Genomic DNA, 14,892 nt, shown 5'->3' on the forward strand with positions numbered 1-14,892 from the left:
GCTGGGCGCCGACGACTACATGTCCAAGCCGTTCGAACCACGCGAACTGGTGGCACGTATCCAGACCATCCTGCGCCGCGTACGCGATGACCGCACCGAGCAGCGCGCCAATATCCGCTTCGACAACTGGCGCCTCAACAGCGTGCTGCGCCAACTGGTGGCGGACGATGGCCTTGTAGTGCCGCTGTCCAACGCCGAGTTCCGTCTGTTGTGGGTGTTTATCGAGCGCCCGCGCCGGGTGTTGAGTCGCGAGCAGTTGCTGGATGCCGCCCGTGGTCGGTCCATCGAAGCGTTTGATCGCAGCATCGACCTGCTGGTCTCGCGCCTGCGCCAGAAACTGGGGGATGACCCCAAGGCGCCGCAGTTGATAAAGACCGTGCGCGGCGAAGGCTACCTGTTTGACGCGCGGGATATCGGCTGATGCGTGCCCCCTTCAATACGCTGTTCGGTCGGCTGTTCGGCGTATTGCTGGTGGCGATTGTGCTGGCCCATTTGCTCGCGTTCTTCTGGTTTCACTATTACGGGCAACCGCCACCGCCGCCACCGGTGCACTTCGTCGAGCAGCCGGACGGGAGAATGGTGCCCATGCGTGAGGGACGCACGCGCCCTTGGTTTGGCGGCCCGGTGGTGCCCCTGACCTTTCAGTTCTTCTCACTGATCATTGCCGCTTGGTACGGCGCCAAACTGCTGAGCCGACCGATCCAGCGCCTGAGCGAAGCGGCGGAACGCTTGAGCCTGGACCTCGACAGCCCGCCTCTCGACGAATCCGGCCCGCGGGAAGCGCGGCAGGCCGCCTTTACCTTCAACCTGATGCAAAAGCGTATCCGCGAACAAGTCAGCCAACGTGCACGCATGCTCGGCGCCGTCTCCCACGACCTGCGCACTCCGCTGTCGCGCCTCAAGCTGCGCCTGGAGCAGATCGACGACACCAGGCTGCAGGGCCAGATGCGCCAGGACCTGGACGACATGATCGGCATGCTTGATGCCACCCTGAGCTACCTGCACGAGCAGCGCACCAGCGAAACCCGGCATTGGCTGGATGTGCAGGCGCTGGTGGAATCACTGAGTGAAAACGCCCAGGACCAGGGCTGCGACGTGCAGTTCGCCGGCACTTGCGTGCCATTACAGGTGCAACCGATGGCCCTGCGCTCGTGCTTGAACAACTTGATCGACAACGCCTTGCGCTATGCCGGCACGGCGCGGGTTGAACTGGAGGATAGCCGTGAAGCCCTGATCATCCGCGTGATCGACCACGGCCCGGGAATTGCGGCCGATAAGCGCGAAGCCGTATTCGAGCCCTTCTTCCGCCTGGAAGGCTCACGCAACCGCAATTCCGGTGGCGTCGGCCTGGGCATGACGATTTCCAAGGACGCCGCTGAGCGCCTCGGCGGTCGCCTGAGCCTGGAGGAAACCCCAGGCGGCGGTTTGACCGCCGTGATGTGGCTGCCCAGGGCTTAGAGAGGTTTGTCTTCGCGTCGCCCTTGAGCCTGGGTCGCGCTCCAATCCATCAACAGGCTGTACGCCACGGCCAACAGGGTCGGGCCGATAAACAGGCCGATAAAACCAAACGCGATCAAGCCGCCGAACACCCCGAGCAACACAATCACCAGCGGCAGATTGCCGCCACGGCTGATCAGGTACGGCTTGAGCACGTTGTCCACGCCACTGATGATGAACGTCCCCCACACGCCCAGGAACACCGCGTAGGTGTAATCGCCCTTCCAGGCCAGCCACGCCGTGGCCGGGATCCACACCAACGGCGGCCCCATGGGAATCAGGCTGAGCAGGAAGGTCACGATACCCAGCACCAGCGCGCCAGGCACTCCGGCAATCCAGAAGCCGATCAGCGCCAGCACGGCCTGGGCGGCGGCGGTGCCGATCACGCCATTGACGACCCGTTGTACGGTCCCTGCGACCAATTCGATGTAATAACCGGCACGCTCACCGATCAAGCGTTCGAGCAGCCGATGGACGAACATCGCCAACCGTGGCCCATCGCGATAGAAAAAGAACACGAACACCAGGCTCAGGGTCAGCTCAAGGATACCGCCGCCGATCTGCGCACTGCGCGCCAGCAGCCAGTTGCCCACCTGGCCCAGGTACGGCTTGATGCTGACCATCAGCGCCGCGCCCTGCTCGTCGATGCTGTTCCACATCCCGACCAAGCGCTCCCCTGCAAAGGGGATTGAGCCCAGCCAGGTCGGCGCCTCGGGCAGCCCGTCGACCTGGATATCCTTGATCAACGCCACCGCATCGCGCACATGGTCCGCCAGGTTGAAGCCCAGCCACACCAGCGGCACCGCCACCAACAGCATCCAGCCCAGGGTCAGGATGCCAGCGGCCAGGGATTCACGGCCACCCAGCCAGCGCGTCAGCAGCACCATCAACGGCCAACTGGCAAACGCCAGCACCGCGCCCCAGAACAGCGCCGACCAGAACGGCGCCATCACCCAGAAACTGGCACCAAACAGCACCAGCAGCAGGATTTGCACCAGCAGGCGATCGTTATTAAGCATGGGGTATCTCGGAAAAAGGCTGTAGGAAGAAAGCTTAGGCGAACGGCTCGGGTCCGTTCGCCTTATATGAGGTCAGCGTATCAGATGCAGGTGCAGGCCTTTGGTTTCACCGGTACCGGTTTCCAGGCGCGCAGCGCGCACGCCCTTGTCGACCAGGGCCTGGCGCCAGGCTTCGGCAGTGGGCCCGGACAGGCTGACGCGCAAGGTGGTGTCGAGGTTCAAGCCACGGGAGATCAGCGTCAGCCAGGTGTCGTCAGGCTCGGCGCCCAGCACTGGAAGGTCCAGTTCGCCGGTGCTTTTCAACTCGCGCAACAAGGTGGCGGAGGTGGGCAACAGGTCGCCCAGCGGTGCGCTGGCGTCCAGTTGTTCTACATGCAGATAGGCGCGGCGGTTGCCTCGGGTGATGCCGTACAGCGCCACCAGGGAATTGTCCTGCGGGGCCGCCAGGCGCAGCAGCAGGTATTCCTGCTGGCCATCGGCGCCGACCAGCTTGGCATTGCCGAAGATCTCGTTGGCCCACAGGCTGCTTTCACCACAGTCACGGGCCTTGCACCAGAACAACAGCTGCGCGCCCTTGGCCTGCAAGGCTTCGCGGGTAGAGGTAAATGCAGCGTCGGAGCTGTGTTCGGCGGGCAGTTCGTAGGTAATCGCCGTGGCTTGGCCCCGGGCGGTGGCCTGGCCTTCATAGCGCAGTTGGCCGCTGATCTTGCGGATCGCGCCCATGGGGTAGATGCGTTCTTTTTCTTCAGCGGGGCGGTAATCGACGATTTGTGCGTCGACCTGCCGGGCCACGGCGGGCAGGTCCTGGCTGCCCGGTACGTCGGCGGCGAACACCAGTGGGCTGAACAGGCTCAGCCCGAGGATACGGATACAGCCGTTACGCACGCTCATAAGCTCAACGAGCCCTGGCCATTGGAGGTCACAGCGGTGTTGAAAACATTCATGGTTGACTCCCTTTCAATCCGCCCAGCCTCGGCAGTTGACCGCCCCAAGTCAAGGCGCGGAGAAGAACCGATTGAAACAGTCTGCAACAAGGACCGCACCCGGCTCATCATTCAGGTGCAAATGATGGCCGCCTGGCAGCGTGGTTACCGTAAAGGGTAGCTGGGAAAGCAATTCGGGATGTTTCGCCAACATGCCGTCAGCGGCGACCACCAACTGCGTAGGGCAGCCCACACGCCGCACGAAAGCCATCGCCTGCTCATCGGTCAGACGCAGCGGTGAAGCCAGGGTCAGTCGACTGTCCGAGCGCCAGGTGTAACCACCCGGAACCGGCATCAAACCGCGCTGGGCCAGCAGCTCGGCGGCTTCACGGCTGACGGCCACCAAGCCTTTCATGCGCGCTTCGACCGCTCGGTCCAAGGTGCTGTAGACCGGCTTACGCTTGTCCTGCAGGTTCAATTGCGCCTGCAAGGCCATGCCCAAACGCTCGGCAGCGTTCTCGCCACTGGCGGTGGGTGGGATCACGCCGTCGATCAATCCAAGGTGAGTCACCCGTTCCGGCATGGCGCCGGCCAGCACCAGAGAAACGATGGCACCGAGGGAATGGCCAAGTAATGCAAAACGTTTCCAGCCCAGTTGCTCAGCGACTTGCAGTACGTCGTGGACGTAATCCCACAACGCATAACCGGCACCCGTAGGACGGTGCGCCGAATGCCCATGGCCAGCCATGTCCAGCGCCACGATACGCAAGCCCGTGAGCTTGGGCGCCAGGCGCGCAAAGCTGTTGGCATTGTCCAGCCAGCCATGCAGGGCAATCACCGGCAAGCCGTCTTCGGGACCAAACAGATGGGCAGCCAATTCGATATGGGGCAGGCTCAGGCGCACTTCTTCGACCGGGGTGCTCATGCGCAACTGCGCTCACGGGCTTCCCAGCGGGTAAACAGGGTTTTGATCAAGGTCGCGGTGTCCTGGGGGCGTTCGAGGGGGAACATGTGGCCGCCGGGCATGGTGAGCATTTCGCCCATGGGCAGACGGTCGACCCCGCTGGCATGGTGACGCATCACCACCCGGCTCTGGCGACCGCGCACCACCGCCAGCGGCACCTTCAACTGGCGCACCTGACCGGGGCTGGTGTGGGGCACGCCACGGTAGATGCTGATTTCGGTGGCCGGGTCGAAGCGCAGGCGCAGTCGGTCGCCCGCTTGATACAGTCCATGTTGCAGGTAAGCGTCGAAGCATTCCGGGTCGAAGCCACGGAACAGGGTCTTACCGGCAAAATAGCTACGCGCTGCGTCGAGGTCGCTGAACTCTTCACGACGGCCCAGGGTGCGGCCGGCCGGGGTCAGGCGGTCGATAAAACCGAAGCGCTTGGCGGCGCGGATCACCCAGCGGTCCGCACGCGTCAATACCGGAGAATCGAGCATCACCACACCGCGATACAGCTGCGGGCAACGCATGGCCGCGTGCAAATGCAACACGCCGCCCAGGGAGTGGCCCACACCCCACACCGGTTCCGGCTGCTGCTCCAGATGGTGGATCAACTCGTCCACCAGGTTCTGCCAGTTATCGTCCACCGGGAACCTGGGATCGTGACCGTGCTGTGGCAGGTGAGCCACTGTGTATTCCGGGGCCAGGGCGGCAAACAGCTTGCCGTAGGTGGCCGAAGGGAAGCCATTGGCGTGGGCAAAAAACACGTGCTGCGACATACCGGACCCATCTACAAAAACAGAGATTGATTGTCACCATGCCTGGGCAGCACAGCAATGACTGTAACTGCCAGGAATGATGACACTCACGCCACGCCTATCGCGCCGGCGGGTTCTCGCCCAGCGGTACCACAGCCATGGTCAGGCGGGAAACGCAGTTGACCTTGCCATCTTCGGTGGTCAGGCGGATGTCCCACACCTGCGTGGTGCGCCCGATATGGATCGCCCTGGCCACCGCCGTCACTCGCCCGCTGCGCACACCACGCAGGTGATTGGCGTTGATCTCCAGGCCTACGCAATAGAACTTGCTCCCGTCGATGCACAGATAAGCCGCCATGGAGCCAACGCTTTCGGCCAGCACCACCGAAGCGCCGCCGTGCAGCAGACCATAAGGCTGATGGGTGCGGTGATCGACCACCATGCTGGCAGTCAGGGATTCGTCGTCGAAGCTTTCAAAGCGGATATCCAGCAGTTCACCGATGGTGTTTTTCTGGCTGGCGTTGAGTTGTTCTATATTCGGTGGGTTGCGCCACAGGCTCATGCGATTGTCCTTGTTGGTTTTATTACGGCCCTAATCCTGCCACACAACCGCACCGGAACGCTCGTTCCAGTCTGGAAAATCTCAGCCGACGATCGACTCGATCAGGTTCGGCCTGATCTCCAAGATCGGCGCCGCACAGCCGTTTACACCCAGCGGGGATAAAGCAGCGATATAGCCTACGGGTTCTTCACACTCACCAGGCTCATCAGCCCCGCCAGCGGGAAGTCGCCCTCCAGTTCCGCCAGGCTGGCGGTGTACATCGGTTCTGGCTGGCGTGGGTGGCCATGCTGCAAAAAGCTGATCAAGCTGCCGACCAAGGGTTGATGACTGACCAGCAGCACGTTGTCATCCGTGTCGAGTTTTTCCAGCACCTGCTGTGAATCACCCTCCGGCGTCAGCCACGGCACCGTGCGGATTTCTGGCTCAAACCCCAGCGCCTCTCTTACCAGTTGCGCGGTTTGCTGCGCCCGCACGTAGGGGCTGGCGATAATGGCGCTCAGCGGCTGGCCAATCAGATGCGCAGCACTGCGCAACACTTCGCCACGGCCATGCTCAGTCAGAGTGCGTTCGGCATCTGTACGCGCATGCCCTTGGGCCTCGCCGTGGCGCAAAATCCACAACTTCACAGTTTTGGCTCTTCATCGCGCACTGGGTGCGGCGCCGGGGGCACGCTGTGGGCGGCTTCGCCCTCGGGCGCGCGCGGGGTTGGCCAGTCGGCGAAGGGCCAAGGCTTCTGCTCGCTATGGAAGCTGCCGAAGCGGCCGATCTGGGCGAGGAACTGGCTGAGGCTGTCGCCAAAATTCATCAGGCCCAGGTTCGGTGCGCCGTAGATCAAGCGATAGATCAGTTGCACCACGACCAGCGCGCCGAGAATGAACTGCGCGACTTGCCACACCAGGGCAAACACCAGCATCCACAGGATGCGCAGGACAATGGATTCGTACTTGGGAGCTGCTTTCGGATCGTTCATGACGCGTTCCTCAGTTGAAACCACTTGTGGAAATAAAGTCGACATCGGTTTTCGGCTCGGCGCGCATCAGCAACTCGATGACCTGGTTCAAGGTGCGCCCTTCGAACAGGATCGCGTGCAGCCCCGCGACCAGCGGCATGTACACGCCCACCTCCTGGGCCTTCGCCTTGAGCACCTTGAGGGTGTTGACGCCTTCGGCCACTTCGCCCAGGCGCGTCACCGCGTCTTCCAGGCTCAAGCCTTGGCCCAGGGCGAAACCCACTTGGTAGTTACGGCTTTTCGGCGACGAGCACGTGACGATCAGGTCGCCCACGCCTGCGAGGCCGAGGAAGGTCATCGGGTTGGCGCCCTGATTCACCGCAAAGCGCGTCATCTCGGCCAAGGCGCGGGTGATCAGCATGCTCTTGGTGTTTTCGCCCATACCCAGGGCCACCGCCATGCCGGCGATGATCGCGTAGACGTTCTTGAGCGCACCACCCAACTCGACGCCGAAACGATCGCTACTGGCATACACACGGAAAGTACGACCATGCAGCACCGCCTGGACGCGCTCGCACAGCGCTTCGTCTTCGCTGGCGACCACGGTGGCGGTCAGCGCGTGCTCGGCGACTTCCCGCGCCAGGTTCGGCCCGGACAACACGCCGATGCGTGCCTGAGGGGCAATTTCTTCAAGGATTTCGCTCATCAACTTGAAGGTCTGCGCCTCGATGCCCTTGGTCAGGCTGACCAGCATCTTGCCCGCCAGGCGTTCGGCGTGGGGCGCCAACACCGAGCGCAAGGCGCTGGAGGGCAGCGCGACAAAACACAGGTCGCAGTCCGTCAGGGTGGCCAGCAGGTCGGTGACCGGCTCGACCGCCGGATGAATCTTGATGCCTTTGAGGTAACGGGGGTTTTCCCGATGCACGCGAATGGCCTCGGCCTGCTCGGGATCGCGCATCCACTGGCGCACCGCGTGACCGTTCTCGGCCAGCAGGTTTGCCACGGCGGTACCAAAACTTCCGCCTCCCAGGACCGCAATAGGGCGCTGTTCAGTCATATGCAATCCGTTAATCCATACCAGTGGCGATGGCGGCATTATACGGGGCGACCTGCTTGCGACCAGCCCCCGAATCAAATCGTGCGCCTGTCGGAAAATGCCAGGTGCGTGTGACGTAATTGCAAGTGCGGCGAATGGCAAATGGCCCCGCCTCAGTTAACATGGTCGGCTATCCGTCATTATCAAGGCCGTGTCGTGTATTTGGGCCCTCCTTCCCACTCATCTCTATTGCTGCTGCTGTTGTGCAGTACCTCGGTATTGGCTGACGACCTGTTCCTTGACAGCCAGCCGCTGCCGCAGGTCTTGACCGCCACGCGCCTCAAGCAATCGGCCGCCGCCGTGCCCGGCAGCATGACCGTGATCGACAGCGAACTGATCAAAGCCAGCGGCGCACGGGACATCAGCGAACTGCTGCGCCTGGTGCCGGGAATGATGGTCGGCTACACCACCGGCAACCAGGCGGCGGTGAACTACCACGGCACCAGCGCCAACGATGCGCGACGCATGCAGGTCTTGATCGACGGGCGCTCGGTGTACCGCGCCGGCCTGGCCACGGTGGACTGGAGTGACATTCCGGTGGCCATGGAGGATATCGAGCGCATCGAAGTGTTCCGCGGCCCCAATACCGTCAGCTACGGCGCCAATGCGCTGATGGCGGTGGTGAATATTCTTACGCGCTCACCGGCCAACAGCCACGGATCACGGGTGAAGGTGATTCGCGGCGAACACGGGATCAACGATTTCTATGCCAGCCAGGGCGTGGGCTGGGAAACCGGTGATTTGCGCCTGTCACTGTCCGGACAACAGGACGATGGCTTCGACAGCGATGCCGCCGGTGCCGACCGCCGTGACAGCCGCCGACTCAATCGCTTCAGCCTGGCAGTGAGTCAGACGCTGAACGCACAGCAAAGCATCGACTGGCAACTGGATGCGAAGGAAGGCACCAATCAGCGGCCGTATACCTACACGCCAGTATTTGCGGGGATTACCGAGGGCGGTAATAACTCCGACGTCACGGCCAAGGACTACGCCGGCTCCCTGCGCTGGAACATCGATTTCAACCCCGAACACAGCCTGTATATCCAGGGCTCGGCCCAGCAGTGGGACCGCCAGCAAATCTGGAAGGCCTGCGACGCCAAGGTCTCGTTCAGCCCCGAGCTGACACAGTTGTGGCAACTCAACCCCAACTACGCCGAATTGCTGGCCCGGCACATGGACACCTACAGCCAGGGTTCCGCGCCGCCAGGCAGTGCCGCCGAGCAAGCCTTGGCCAATCAGGTGTTGGACCAATGGCGCAACGGCGCCAACCAGAGCGTATGCGGTGACATCAACCAAAGCACCCGCGAAAGCCGTTACGACCTGGAGATTCAAGACACCCTCAGCCTGTCCGACAGCCTGCGCCTGGTCAGCGGCATGAACTACCGCTATGACCGCGCCGACTCCGACACCTACTTCAACGGCACCCTGGACGACACCACTTGGCGCCTGTTCGGCCAGTTGGAATGGCGCGCCAGCGAGCATTGGTTGCTGCAAGGCGGCGCCATGTTCGAAGACACGCACCTGAGCGGCCACTCGCTGACGCCACGGGTAGCGGTCAACTATTTGATCAACCCGCGCCATGGCCTGCGCGCGGTGTATTCCGAGGCGATCCGTTCGCCGGACATGTTCGAAAACAACGTCAACTGGAGCTACCGCGTCACCAACCTCAGCTCCCCGGCGTACGGGCAAAGCACCGGGCAGTACTTCGTGAAGACCCGTGGGCCGGGCAATCTCGACAAAGAACTGATGCGCTCGCGAGAACTGGGTTACAACGGGTTCTTTGCCGACATCGGGCTGACCATGGACGTGAAACTGTTCTACGACGAAATCACCGACATGATCAGCTCGCCCCTGCGCAATAACCAATACATCGCCAGCAACGCCAACAGCTCGCGGTTTACCGGAGCCGAGTCGCAGTTCGACTGGCGGGTGAGTAACGCCGACCGTTTGCGGCTGACCTATGCTTACGTCGACGCCACCACCAGCAACCCACAGGACAAAGCCCAGACGGCGCGCAACAGTGGCTCCGCCGGCTGGTTGCGCGAATGGGGCCGGGGCTGGTCGAGCGCGCTGTTCTACTATGGCGACGACGCACTCAATCAATATCGCTTCGAACGGGTCGACCTGCGGGTGGCCAAGCGCATTGCCCTGGGCAAAGCCAACGTGGAGCTGGCCGGCATGCTGCAACAACGTCTCGACAACCAGCCCACCACCTGGGCCGACAACACTTACGACCATCGCCACGTCCTCTACTTCAGCGCGGAGTTAGAGTTCTGACATGGGCGACTCGTCACGGATGACCCGCTTCTTTATCTATCAGTGCTGCCGACGCGCCGTGCTGCTGGCCTGCCTGTGGCTGGCCGCACCGGCGTGGAGTGCCGAGATCCTGCTGACCGCCGACGAAGACGGCGCAGGGGTGCAAACCTTTACCCAGGCCCTGGCCCGGCAACGCCCCGAAGACCACGTCACCTTCACGCCCCTCAAGGACTTGTCCTCACCCAGCCACTTGCCTGCCAGCACGCGCTTGATCCTGCTGGACCTGCCTGGCCTGGACTGGCGCCTGCAGGATCCCCAGGGCCCGCCGACCCTGGTGCTGCGCATCAGCCGGCTACAGGCCCATCAGCGTCCGGAGGCATCCCGGCATGCGCGGATCAGCCTGTTGTGGAGCGATCCGCCGCTGGAGCGCCAATTGCACCTGACCACCAGCATCCTGCCTCAGGCGCAGCGCATCGGCGTGCTCTACAGCACCGAGAGTGAATTCCTGCTGCCTGAGCTGCGCCGCTATGCAGAGGCCCTGGAGCTGGAGATCGAGCCCCAGCGCTGGGACAACATCAACGACAGCCGTCCGCTGCAGGCCCTGTTCAGAGACAGTGACGTGCTGCTCGGCCTCGACGATCCGCTGCTGTACAACCCCAAGACCGCCAAGAACCTGCTGCTGAGCAGCTATGCCCAGCAATTGCCGCTGGTGGGCCCGAATGCCGGTTTTGTGCGTGCCGGCAGCCTGGCCAGCACCTACAGCGACCAGGCCGACTGGCTGGCGGTACTCGACCGCCTGTTGGACCAGCCGCCCGCCAGTTGGCCGCACGCGCTCTACCCCGAACACTTCAAAGTCGTGGGCAACCCGCAAGTCGCACGCTCACTGGGCATTGAACAGGTAGACGAAGCCAGCGTCGCCGCCCGATTGGCCGAAGGAGAAAAACGCCCATGACCTTGCGCCGTCGTTGGGACATCAACACCCGCACCCAGCTCATCACCCTCGGTCCGGCGCTGTTGCTGACGTTGCTGCTGATCAGCTTCTTCACCTTCGTGCGTATCCAGGACCTGCGCCAGGAACTGGACCACACGGGCCAGTTGATCGCCAACCAATTGGCACCGGCCACCGAATACGGCGTGATCTCGGGCAACAACGATGTACTTGAGAGCCTCCTGCGCGCGACGCTGGCCACGCCCCATGTACGCTTTCTGGAAATTCAGGACAGCGGTGAAAACATTCTGGTGTATGTCGAAGCAGCCCTCGGAAACACACGACCGCTCGCTGTCGGTGAAAGTGTTCCAGGCGCCGATTCGCCTGCAACATATCCAGCTGGGCAACGACTTTTTCCAGGACAACCTCAGCGAATCCAAGGCGCCGCGTGCGGATTACCTGGGACGGGTAATTGTCGGCATGTCCAATGACGCCTTCAGCCAGCGCCAACAGGAGATTCTGTTCAAGGCGGGCATCCTGGCGCTGTTCGCCCTGCTCTTCACCTTCCTGCTCGCCCGACGCCTGGCCGCCAGCCTGTCGCAACCGATCAGCGCCATGGGCCATGCGGTCAAGGCGATCCAGCAAGGCGACTACAAGACGCCGCTGCCGATTGTCGATGATTCGGAGCTGGGCGACCTTTCGCGACACATCAACAATTTGGCCGAAGGCCTCAACCAGGCCAGTCGTGAACAGCAGCAGGCCATGGCCCAACTGATCCAGACCCGTGAAGAAGCCGAGCGCGCCAACAATGCGAAGTCGGACTTCCTGGCCATGATGAGCCACGAACTGCGCACGCCGATGAACGGCGTACTGGGCATGCTGCAACTGCTGGAAACCACCGAGATGACCGAGGAGCAGACCGAATACGCGGCGCTGGCCTCCGAGTCCACCGAGCACTTGCTCAAGGTGATCAACGATATCCTCGACTTCTCGCGCATTGAACGCGAGGCGCTGGAACTGGAACATATTTCGTTCAACCTGGCCGACCTGATCAACAGCTGCGCCCAGGCGTTTCAGCACAACGCCCAGCAGCGTGGATTGGAACTCAAGCTGCCGATCCCGCCAGGCATGGATGCACTCCGGGTACAAGGCGATCCGACGCGGATCCGCCAGATTCTGGTGAACCTGATCGGCAACGCCTTGAAGTTCACCGAGCACGGCAGCATCAGCGTTGAGCCCCACTGGCAAACGCTCGACCATGAGCTGGTGTGGTTCACCTGCACGGTGCGTGACAGCGGCATCGGAATTTCCGCTGAGCGCCTGGAATTGATGTTCGATGCGTTCCAGCAGGCCGACAGTTCCATTTCAAGACGTTACGGCGGCACGGGTTTGGGCCTGCCCATCGCCCGCACCCTGGCCGAACGCATGGGCGGCACCCTGCGCGCCCAGAGCGAAGAAGGCCGTGGTTCGGTGTTTACCCTGGAAATTCCCCTGGCAATCGACCAACACAGCCTGCCTGCGGTGGCTGTGGATGCCGATGGCAAACACAGCGCCGGCGATGGCCGTCATGTGCTGCTGGTGGAAGACAACCCCGTCAACCGCACCGTGGTGGAAGCCATGCTGCGCAGCCTGGGGTTTGAAGTGAGCCTCGCCACTGACGGTGCCGAAGCGATCCGCAGTGCCGAAAGCCTGATTTTCACGGCGATCCTGATGGATTGCCGACTGCCGCTGATCGATGGCTACGAAGCCACAAGGCAGATTCGCCACTTGCCGGGTTGTGCCGACCTGCCGATCATCGCCCTCACGGCCAACGCCTTGCAGGGCGACCGCGAAGCCTGCCTGGCGGCAGGCATGAACGATTACCTGGCGAAGCCGTTCAAACGCACGGATTTGCAGCAAATCCTGCAGCGTTGGGTGCAATAGCGCTGCGCCATCAACCAAGTCCGACTGGCGTGAAAGACGAAAGTGCGGCAGTCTTAGGCACCCGAACGGACCCCTTAAACGGGCCCGGTTTAAAATTTCAGTGAACAAGTGTACATTCAGTGCCTAACGCTGTGACTTTCACTACAACGCAATAGTCTATGTGTAGGCTGCCGACATGAGGCATGAACGCTTCATTCGGTTCGGGAAGATTTGCCCTACCCTGCCGCATGGGATTATTGAGGAGCTCGCATGACCAAACAAAACGCCTTTACTCGGGAAGACCTGCTGCGCTGCAGTCGCGGTGAGCTGTTCGGCCCAGGTAACGCGCAACTGCCCGCCCCGAACATGCTGATGGTGGATCGCATCACCCATATCAGCGAAGAGGGTGGCAAGTACGGCAAAGGTGAATTGGTCGCCGAGCTGGATATCACCCCGGACCTGTGGTTCTTCGCCTGCCATTTCGAAGGCGATCCTGTAATGCCAGGTTGCCTGGGCCTTGATGCCATGTGGCAACTGGTCGGTTTCTTCCTCGGCTGGCAAGGCTTGCCGGGCCGTGGCCGCGCCCTGGGTTCGGGCGAAGTGAAATTCTTTGGCCAGGTCCTGCCGACCGCCAAGAAAGTCACCTACAACATTCAGATCAAGCGCGTCCTCAAGGGCAAGCTGAACCTGGCCATCGCCGATGGTTCGGTGAGCGTCGACGGTCGCGAGATCTATACTGCCGAAGGCCTTCGGGTCGGCGTATTCACTTCCACTGACAACTTTTAAGGGTTATCCGCATGCGCCGCGTCGTTATCACTGGTCTGGGCATCGTTTCTTGCCTGGGCAATGACAAAGAGACCGTCACCGCTAACCTGCGTGCAAGTCGCCCTGGCATCCGCTTCAACCCGGAATATGCCGAAATGGGTCTGCGTAGCCAGGTTTCCGGCTCCATCGACCTGCCCCTCGAAGAGCTGATCGATCGCAAGATCTATCGCTTCGTCGGCCACGCTGCCGCCTACGCCTACCTGGCCATGAAAGACGCCATTGCCGACTCCGGCCTGAGCGAAGACCAGGTATCGAACGTACGCACCGGCCTGATCGCCGGTTCGGGCGGCGCATCCACCCTGAACCAGATGGAAGCGCTGGACATCCTGCGCGAAAAAGGCGTGAAGCGCGTTGGCCCGTACCGTGTAACACGGACCATGGGCAGCACCGTTTCGGCCTGCCTGGCCACGCCGTTCGCCATCAAGGGCGTCAACTACTCGATCTCCTCGGCCTGCGCCACCAGTGCTCACTGCATCGGTACTGCGGTCGAGCAGATCCAGCTGGGCAAGCAGGACATCGTGTTCGCCGGCGGCGGTGAAGAAGAACATTGGAGCCAGTCGTTCCTGTTCGACGCCATGGGCGCACTGTCCACCCAGTACAACGAAACCCCGGAAAAAGCCTCCCGCGCCTACGACGCCAAGCGTGACGGTTTCGTCATCGCCGGCGGCGGCGGCATGGTGGTGGTCGAAGAGCTGGAACACGCCCTGGCCCGTGGTGCCAAGATCTACGCGGAAATCGTTGGCTACGGCGCGACGTCCGACGGCTACGACATGGTTGCGCCGAGCGGCGAAGGTGCCATTCGTTGCATGCAGATGGCCATGTCCACCGTTGATACCCCAATCGACTACCTGAACACCCACGGCACTTCGACTCCGGTCGGCGACGCCAAGGAAATGGAAGGCGTGCGTGCGGTATTCGGCGACAAGGCCCCGGCCATCAGCTCCACCAAGAGCCTGTCGGGTCACTCCCTGGGCGCCGCCGGCGTTCACGAAGCGATCTACTGCCTGCTGATGATGGAAGGCAACTTCATGGCCGGCTCGGCCAACATCGACGAGATCGACCCGGTCGTCGCCGATATGCCGATCCTGACCAAGACCGTTGAAAACGCCAAGATCGACACCGTGATGAGCAACAGCTTCGGCTTCGGTGGCACTAACGCCACCCTGGTGCTGAAACGCTGGCAGGGTAAGTAAGACCTGTAGCTTGATCCACTGAAAAAGCCCCGACTGGT

At 62.1% G+C, this 14,892-nt stretch carries 15 protein-coding genes and 1 pseudogene; 8 read left to right on the forward strand and 8 right to left on the reverse strand.

Annotated features, from left to right (window positions below; translation table 11 throughout):
* Positions 1-421, forward strand: a 421-nt coding sequence (locus IQK56_RS22490) for a response regulator transcription factor (protein WP_193901836.1), incomplete at its 5' end; no start/stop codon positions are given.
* Complete coding sequence (locus IQK56_RS22495) at positions 421-1,458, forward strand: sensor histidine kinase (protein ID WP_122306453.1); 1,038 nt, start codon at positions 421-423, stop codon at positions 1,456-1,458. The genes IQK56_RS22490 and IQK56_RS22495, both read left to right, overlap by 1 nt.
* Here IQK56_RS22495 and IQK56_RS22500 read toward each other — a convergent pair.
* The 8 genes from IQK56_RS22500 to IQK56_RS22535 form a co-directional block, all read right to left on the reverse strand.
* Positions 1,455-2,516 (reverse strand): AI-2E family transporter, encoded by a 1,062-nt coding sequence (locus tag IQK56_RS22500; protein WP_122306452.1) that lies wholly within the window; start codon positions 2,514-2,516, stop codon positions 1,455-1,457. The genes IQK56_RS22495 and IQK56_RS22500 overlap by 4 nt on opposite strands.
* 72 nt (positions 2,517-2,588) lie before the next feature.
* Positions 2,589-3,407 (reverse strand): DUF4892 domain-containing protein, encoded by an 819-nt coding sequence (locus IQK56_RS22505; protein WP_193863660.1) that lies wholly within the window; start codon positions 3,405-3,407, stop codon positions 2,589-2,591.
* A 102-nt stretch (positions 3,408-3,509) separates the two neighbouring features.
* Complete coding sequence (locus IQK56_RS22510) at positions 3,510-4,364, reverse strand: alpha/beta hydrolase (protein WP_150675804.1); 855 nt, start codon at positions 4,362-4,364, stop codon at positions 3,510-3,512.
* Positions 4,361-5,164, reverse strand: coding sequence for an alpha/beta fold hydrolase (locus IQK56_RS22515; protein WP_150760969.1), 804 nt, complete (start codon positions 5,162-5,164; stop codon positions 4,361-4,363). Before IQK56_RS22515 ends, IQK56_RS22510 begins: the two co-directional genes overlap by 4 nt.
* A gap of 97 nt (positions 5,165-5,261) precedes the next feature.
* Positions 5,262-5,705, reverse strand: coding sequence for a hotdog fold thioesterase (locus tag IQK56_RS22520; RefSeq protein WP_122306448.1), 444 nt, complete (start codon positions 5,703-5,705; stop codon positions 5,262-5,264).
* 176 nt (positions 5,706-5,881) lie between these two features.
* The gene (sixA, locus tag IQK56_RS22525; protein WP_193863659.1) at positions 5,882-6,331 is read right to left on the reverse strand and encodes a phosphohistidine phosphatase SixA; all 450 of its coding nucleotides are present in this window, start codon (positions 6,329-6,331) and stop codon (positions 5,882-5,884) included.
* Positions 6,328-6,675, reverse strand: a complete 348-nt coding sequence (locus IQK56_RS22530) for a DUF4389 domain-containing protein (protein WP_029292722.1) — start codon at positions 6,673-6,675, stop codon at positions 6,328-6,330. Before IQK56_RS22530 ends, sixA begins: the two co-directional genes overlap by 4 nt.
* A gap of 10 nt (positions 6,676-6,685) precedes the next feature.
* Positions 6,686-7,711 (reverse strand): NAD(P)H-dependent glycerol-3-phosphate dehydrogenase, encoded by a 1,026-nt coding sequence (locus IQK56_RS22535; RefSeq protein WP_032889192.1) that lies wholly within the window; start codon positions 7,709-7,711, stop codon positions 6,686-6,688.
* 195 nt (positions 7,712-7,906) lie between these two features.
* Here IQK56_RS22535 and IQK56_RS22540 point away from each other — a divergent pair, with 195 nt between their 5' ends.
* From IQK56_RS22540 to fabB, 6 genes and pseudogenes are all read left to right on the forward strand, one after another.
* Positions 7,907-10,027, forward strand: coding sequence for a TonB-dependent receptor plug domain-containing protein (locus tag IQK56_RS22540; protein ID WP_150675807.1), 2,121 nt, complete (start codon positions 7,907-7,909; stop codon positions 10,025-10,027).
* Between the two features lies 1 nt (position 10,028).
* Entirely contained in the window at positions 10,029-10,958 is a 930-nt protein-coding gene (locus tag IQK56_RS22545) for an ABC transporter substrate-binding protein (RefSeq protein WP_193863658.1), read from the forward strand.
* Positions 10,955-11,191, forward strand: a pseudogene (locus IQK56_RS31920) (hybrid sensor histidine kinase/response regulator); the annotation flags it as partial. The gene IQK56_RS22545 and the pseudogene IQK56_RS31920, both read left to right, overlap by 4 nt.
* Before the next feature lie 58 nt (positions 11,192-11,249).
* Positions 11,250-12,857, forward strand: a complete 1,608-nt coding sequence (locus tag IQK56_RS22550; RefSeq protein WP_482827685.1) for an ATP-binding protein — start codon at positions 11,250-11,252, stop codon at positions 12,855-12,857.
* Between the two features lie 249 nt (positions 12,858-13,106).
* The gene (fabA, locus tag IQK56_RS22555) at positions 13,107-13,622 is read left to right on the forward strand and encodes a 3-hydroxyacyl-[acyl-carrier-protein] dehydratase FabA (RefSeq protein ID WP_010211704.1); all 516 of its coding nucleotides are present in this window, start codon (positions 13,107-13,109) and stop codon (positions 13,620-13,622) included.
* Between the two features lie 11 nt (positions 13,623-13,633).
* Positions 13,634-14,854, forward strand: coding sequence for a beta-ketoacyl-ACP synthase I (gene fabB, locus IQK56_RS22560; protein WP_012723103.1), 1,221 nt, complete (start codon positions 13,634-13,636; stop codon positions 14,852-14,854).
* The last annotated feature ends 38 nt before the right edge of the window (positions 14,855-14,892 follow it).

The organism is Pseudomonas cyclaminis (assembly GCF_015163715.1).
GTDB classification, from domain to species: Bacteria; Pseudomonadota; Gammaproteobacteria; order Pseudomonadales; family Pseudomonadaceae; genus Aquipseudomonas; species Aquipseudomonas cyclaminis.

Excerpts from the sequence above, each read along its gene's own strand:
- IQK56_RS22550 (WP_482827685.1), top strand. The coding sequence starts at position 11,250 with ATGTCGAAGCAGCCCTCGGAAACACACGACCGCTCGCTGTCGGTGAAA.
- IQK56_RS22530 (WP_029292722.1), bottom strand. The coding sequence starts at position 6,675 with ATGAACGATCCGAAAGCAGCTCCCAAGTACGAATCCATTGTCCTGCGC.
- IQK56_RS22495 (WP_122306453.1), top strand. The coding sequence starts at position 421 with ATGCGTGCCCCCTTCAATACGCTGTTCGGTCGGCTGTTCGGCGTATTG.
- fabA (WP_010211704.1), top strand. The coding sequence starts at position 13,107 with ATGACCAAACAAAACGCCTTTACTCGGGAAGACCTGCTGCGCTGCAGT.
- IQK56_RS22515 (WP_150760969.1), bottom strand. The coding sequence starts at position 5,164 with ATGTCGCAGCACGTGTTTTTTGCCCACGCCAATGGCTTCCCTTCGGCC.
- IQK56_RS22500 (WP_122306452.1), bottom strand. The coding sequence starts at position 2,516 with ATGCTTAATAACGATCGCCTGCTGGTGCAAATCCTGCTGCTGGTGCTG.
- IQK56_RS22505 (WP_193863660.1), bottom strand. The coding sequence starts at position 3,407 with ATGAGCGTGCGTAACGGCTGTATCCGTATCCTCGGGCTGAGCCTGTTC.
- fabB (WP_012723103.1), top strand. The coding sequence starts at position 13,634 with ATGCGCCGCGTCGTTATCACTGGTCTGGGCATCGTTTCTTGCCTGGGC.
- IQK56_RS22545 (WP_193863658.1), top strand. The coding sequence starts at position 10,029 with ATGGGCGACTCGTCACGGATGACCCGCTTCTTTATCTATCAGTGCTGC.
- IQK56_RS22535 (WP_032889192.1), bottom strand. The coding sequence starts at position 7,711 with ATGACTGAACAGCGCCCTATTGCGGTCCTGGGAGGCGGAAGTTTTGGT.
- IQK56_RS22510 (WP_150675804.1), bottom strand. The coding sequence starts at position 4,364 with ATGAGCACCCCGGTCGAAGAAGTGCGCCTGAGCCTGCCCCATATCGAA.
- IQK56_RS22520 (WP_122306448.1), bottom strand. The coding sequence starts at position 5,705 with ATGAGCCTGTGGCGCAACCCACCGAATATAGAACAACTCAACGCCAGC.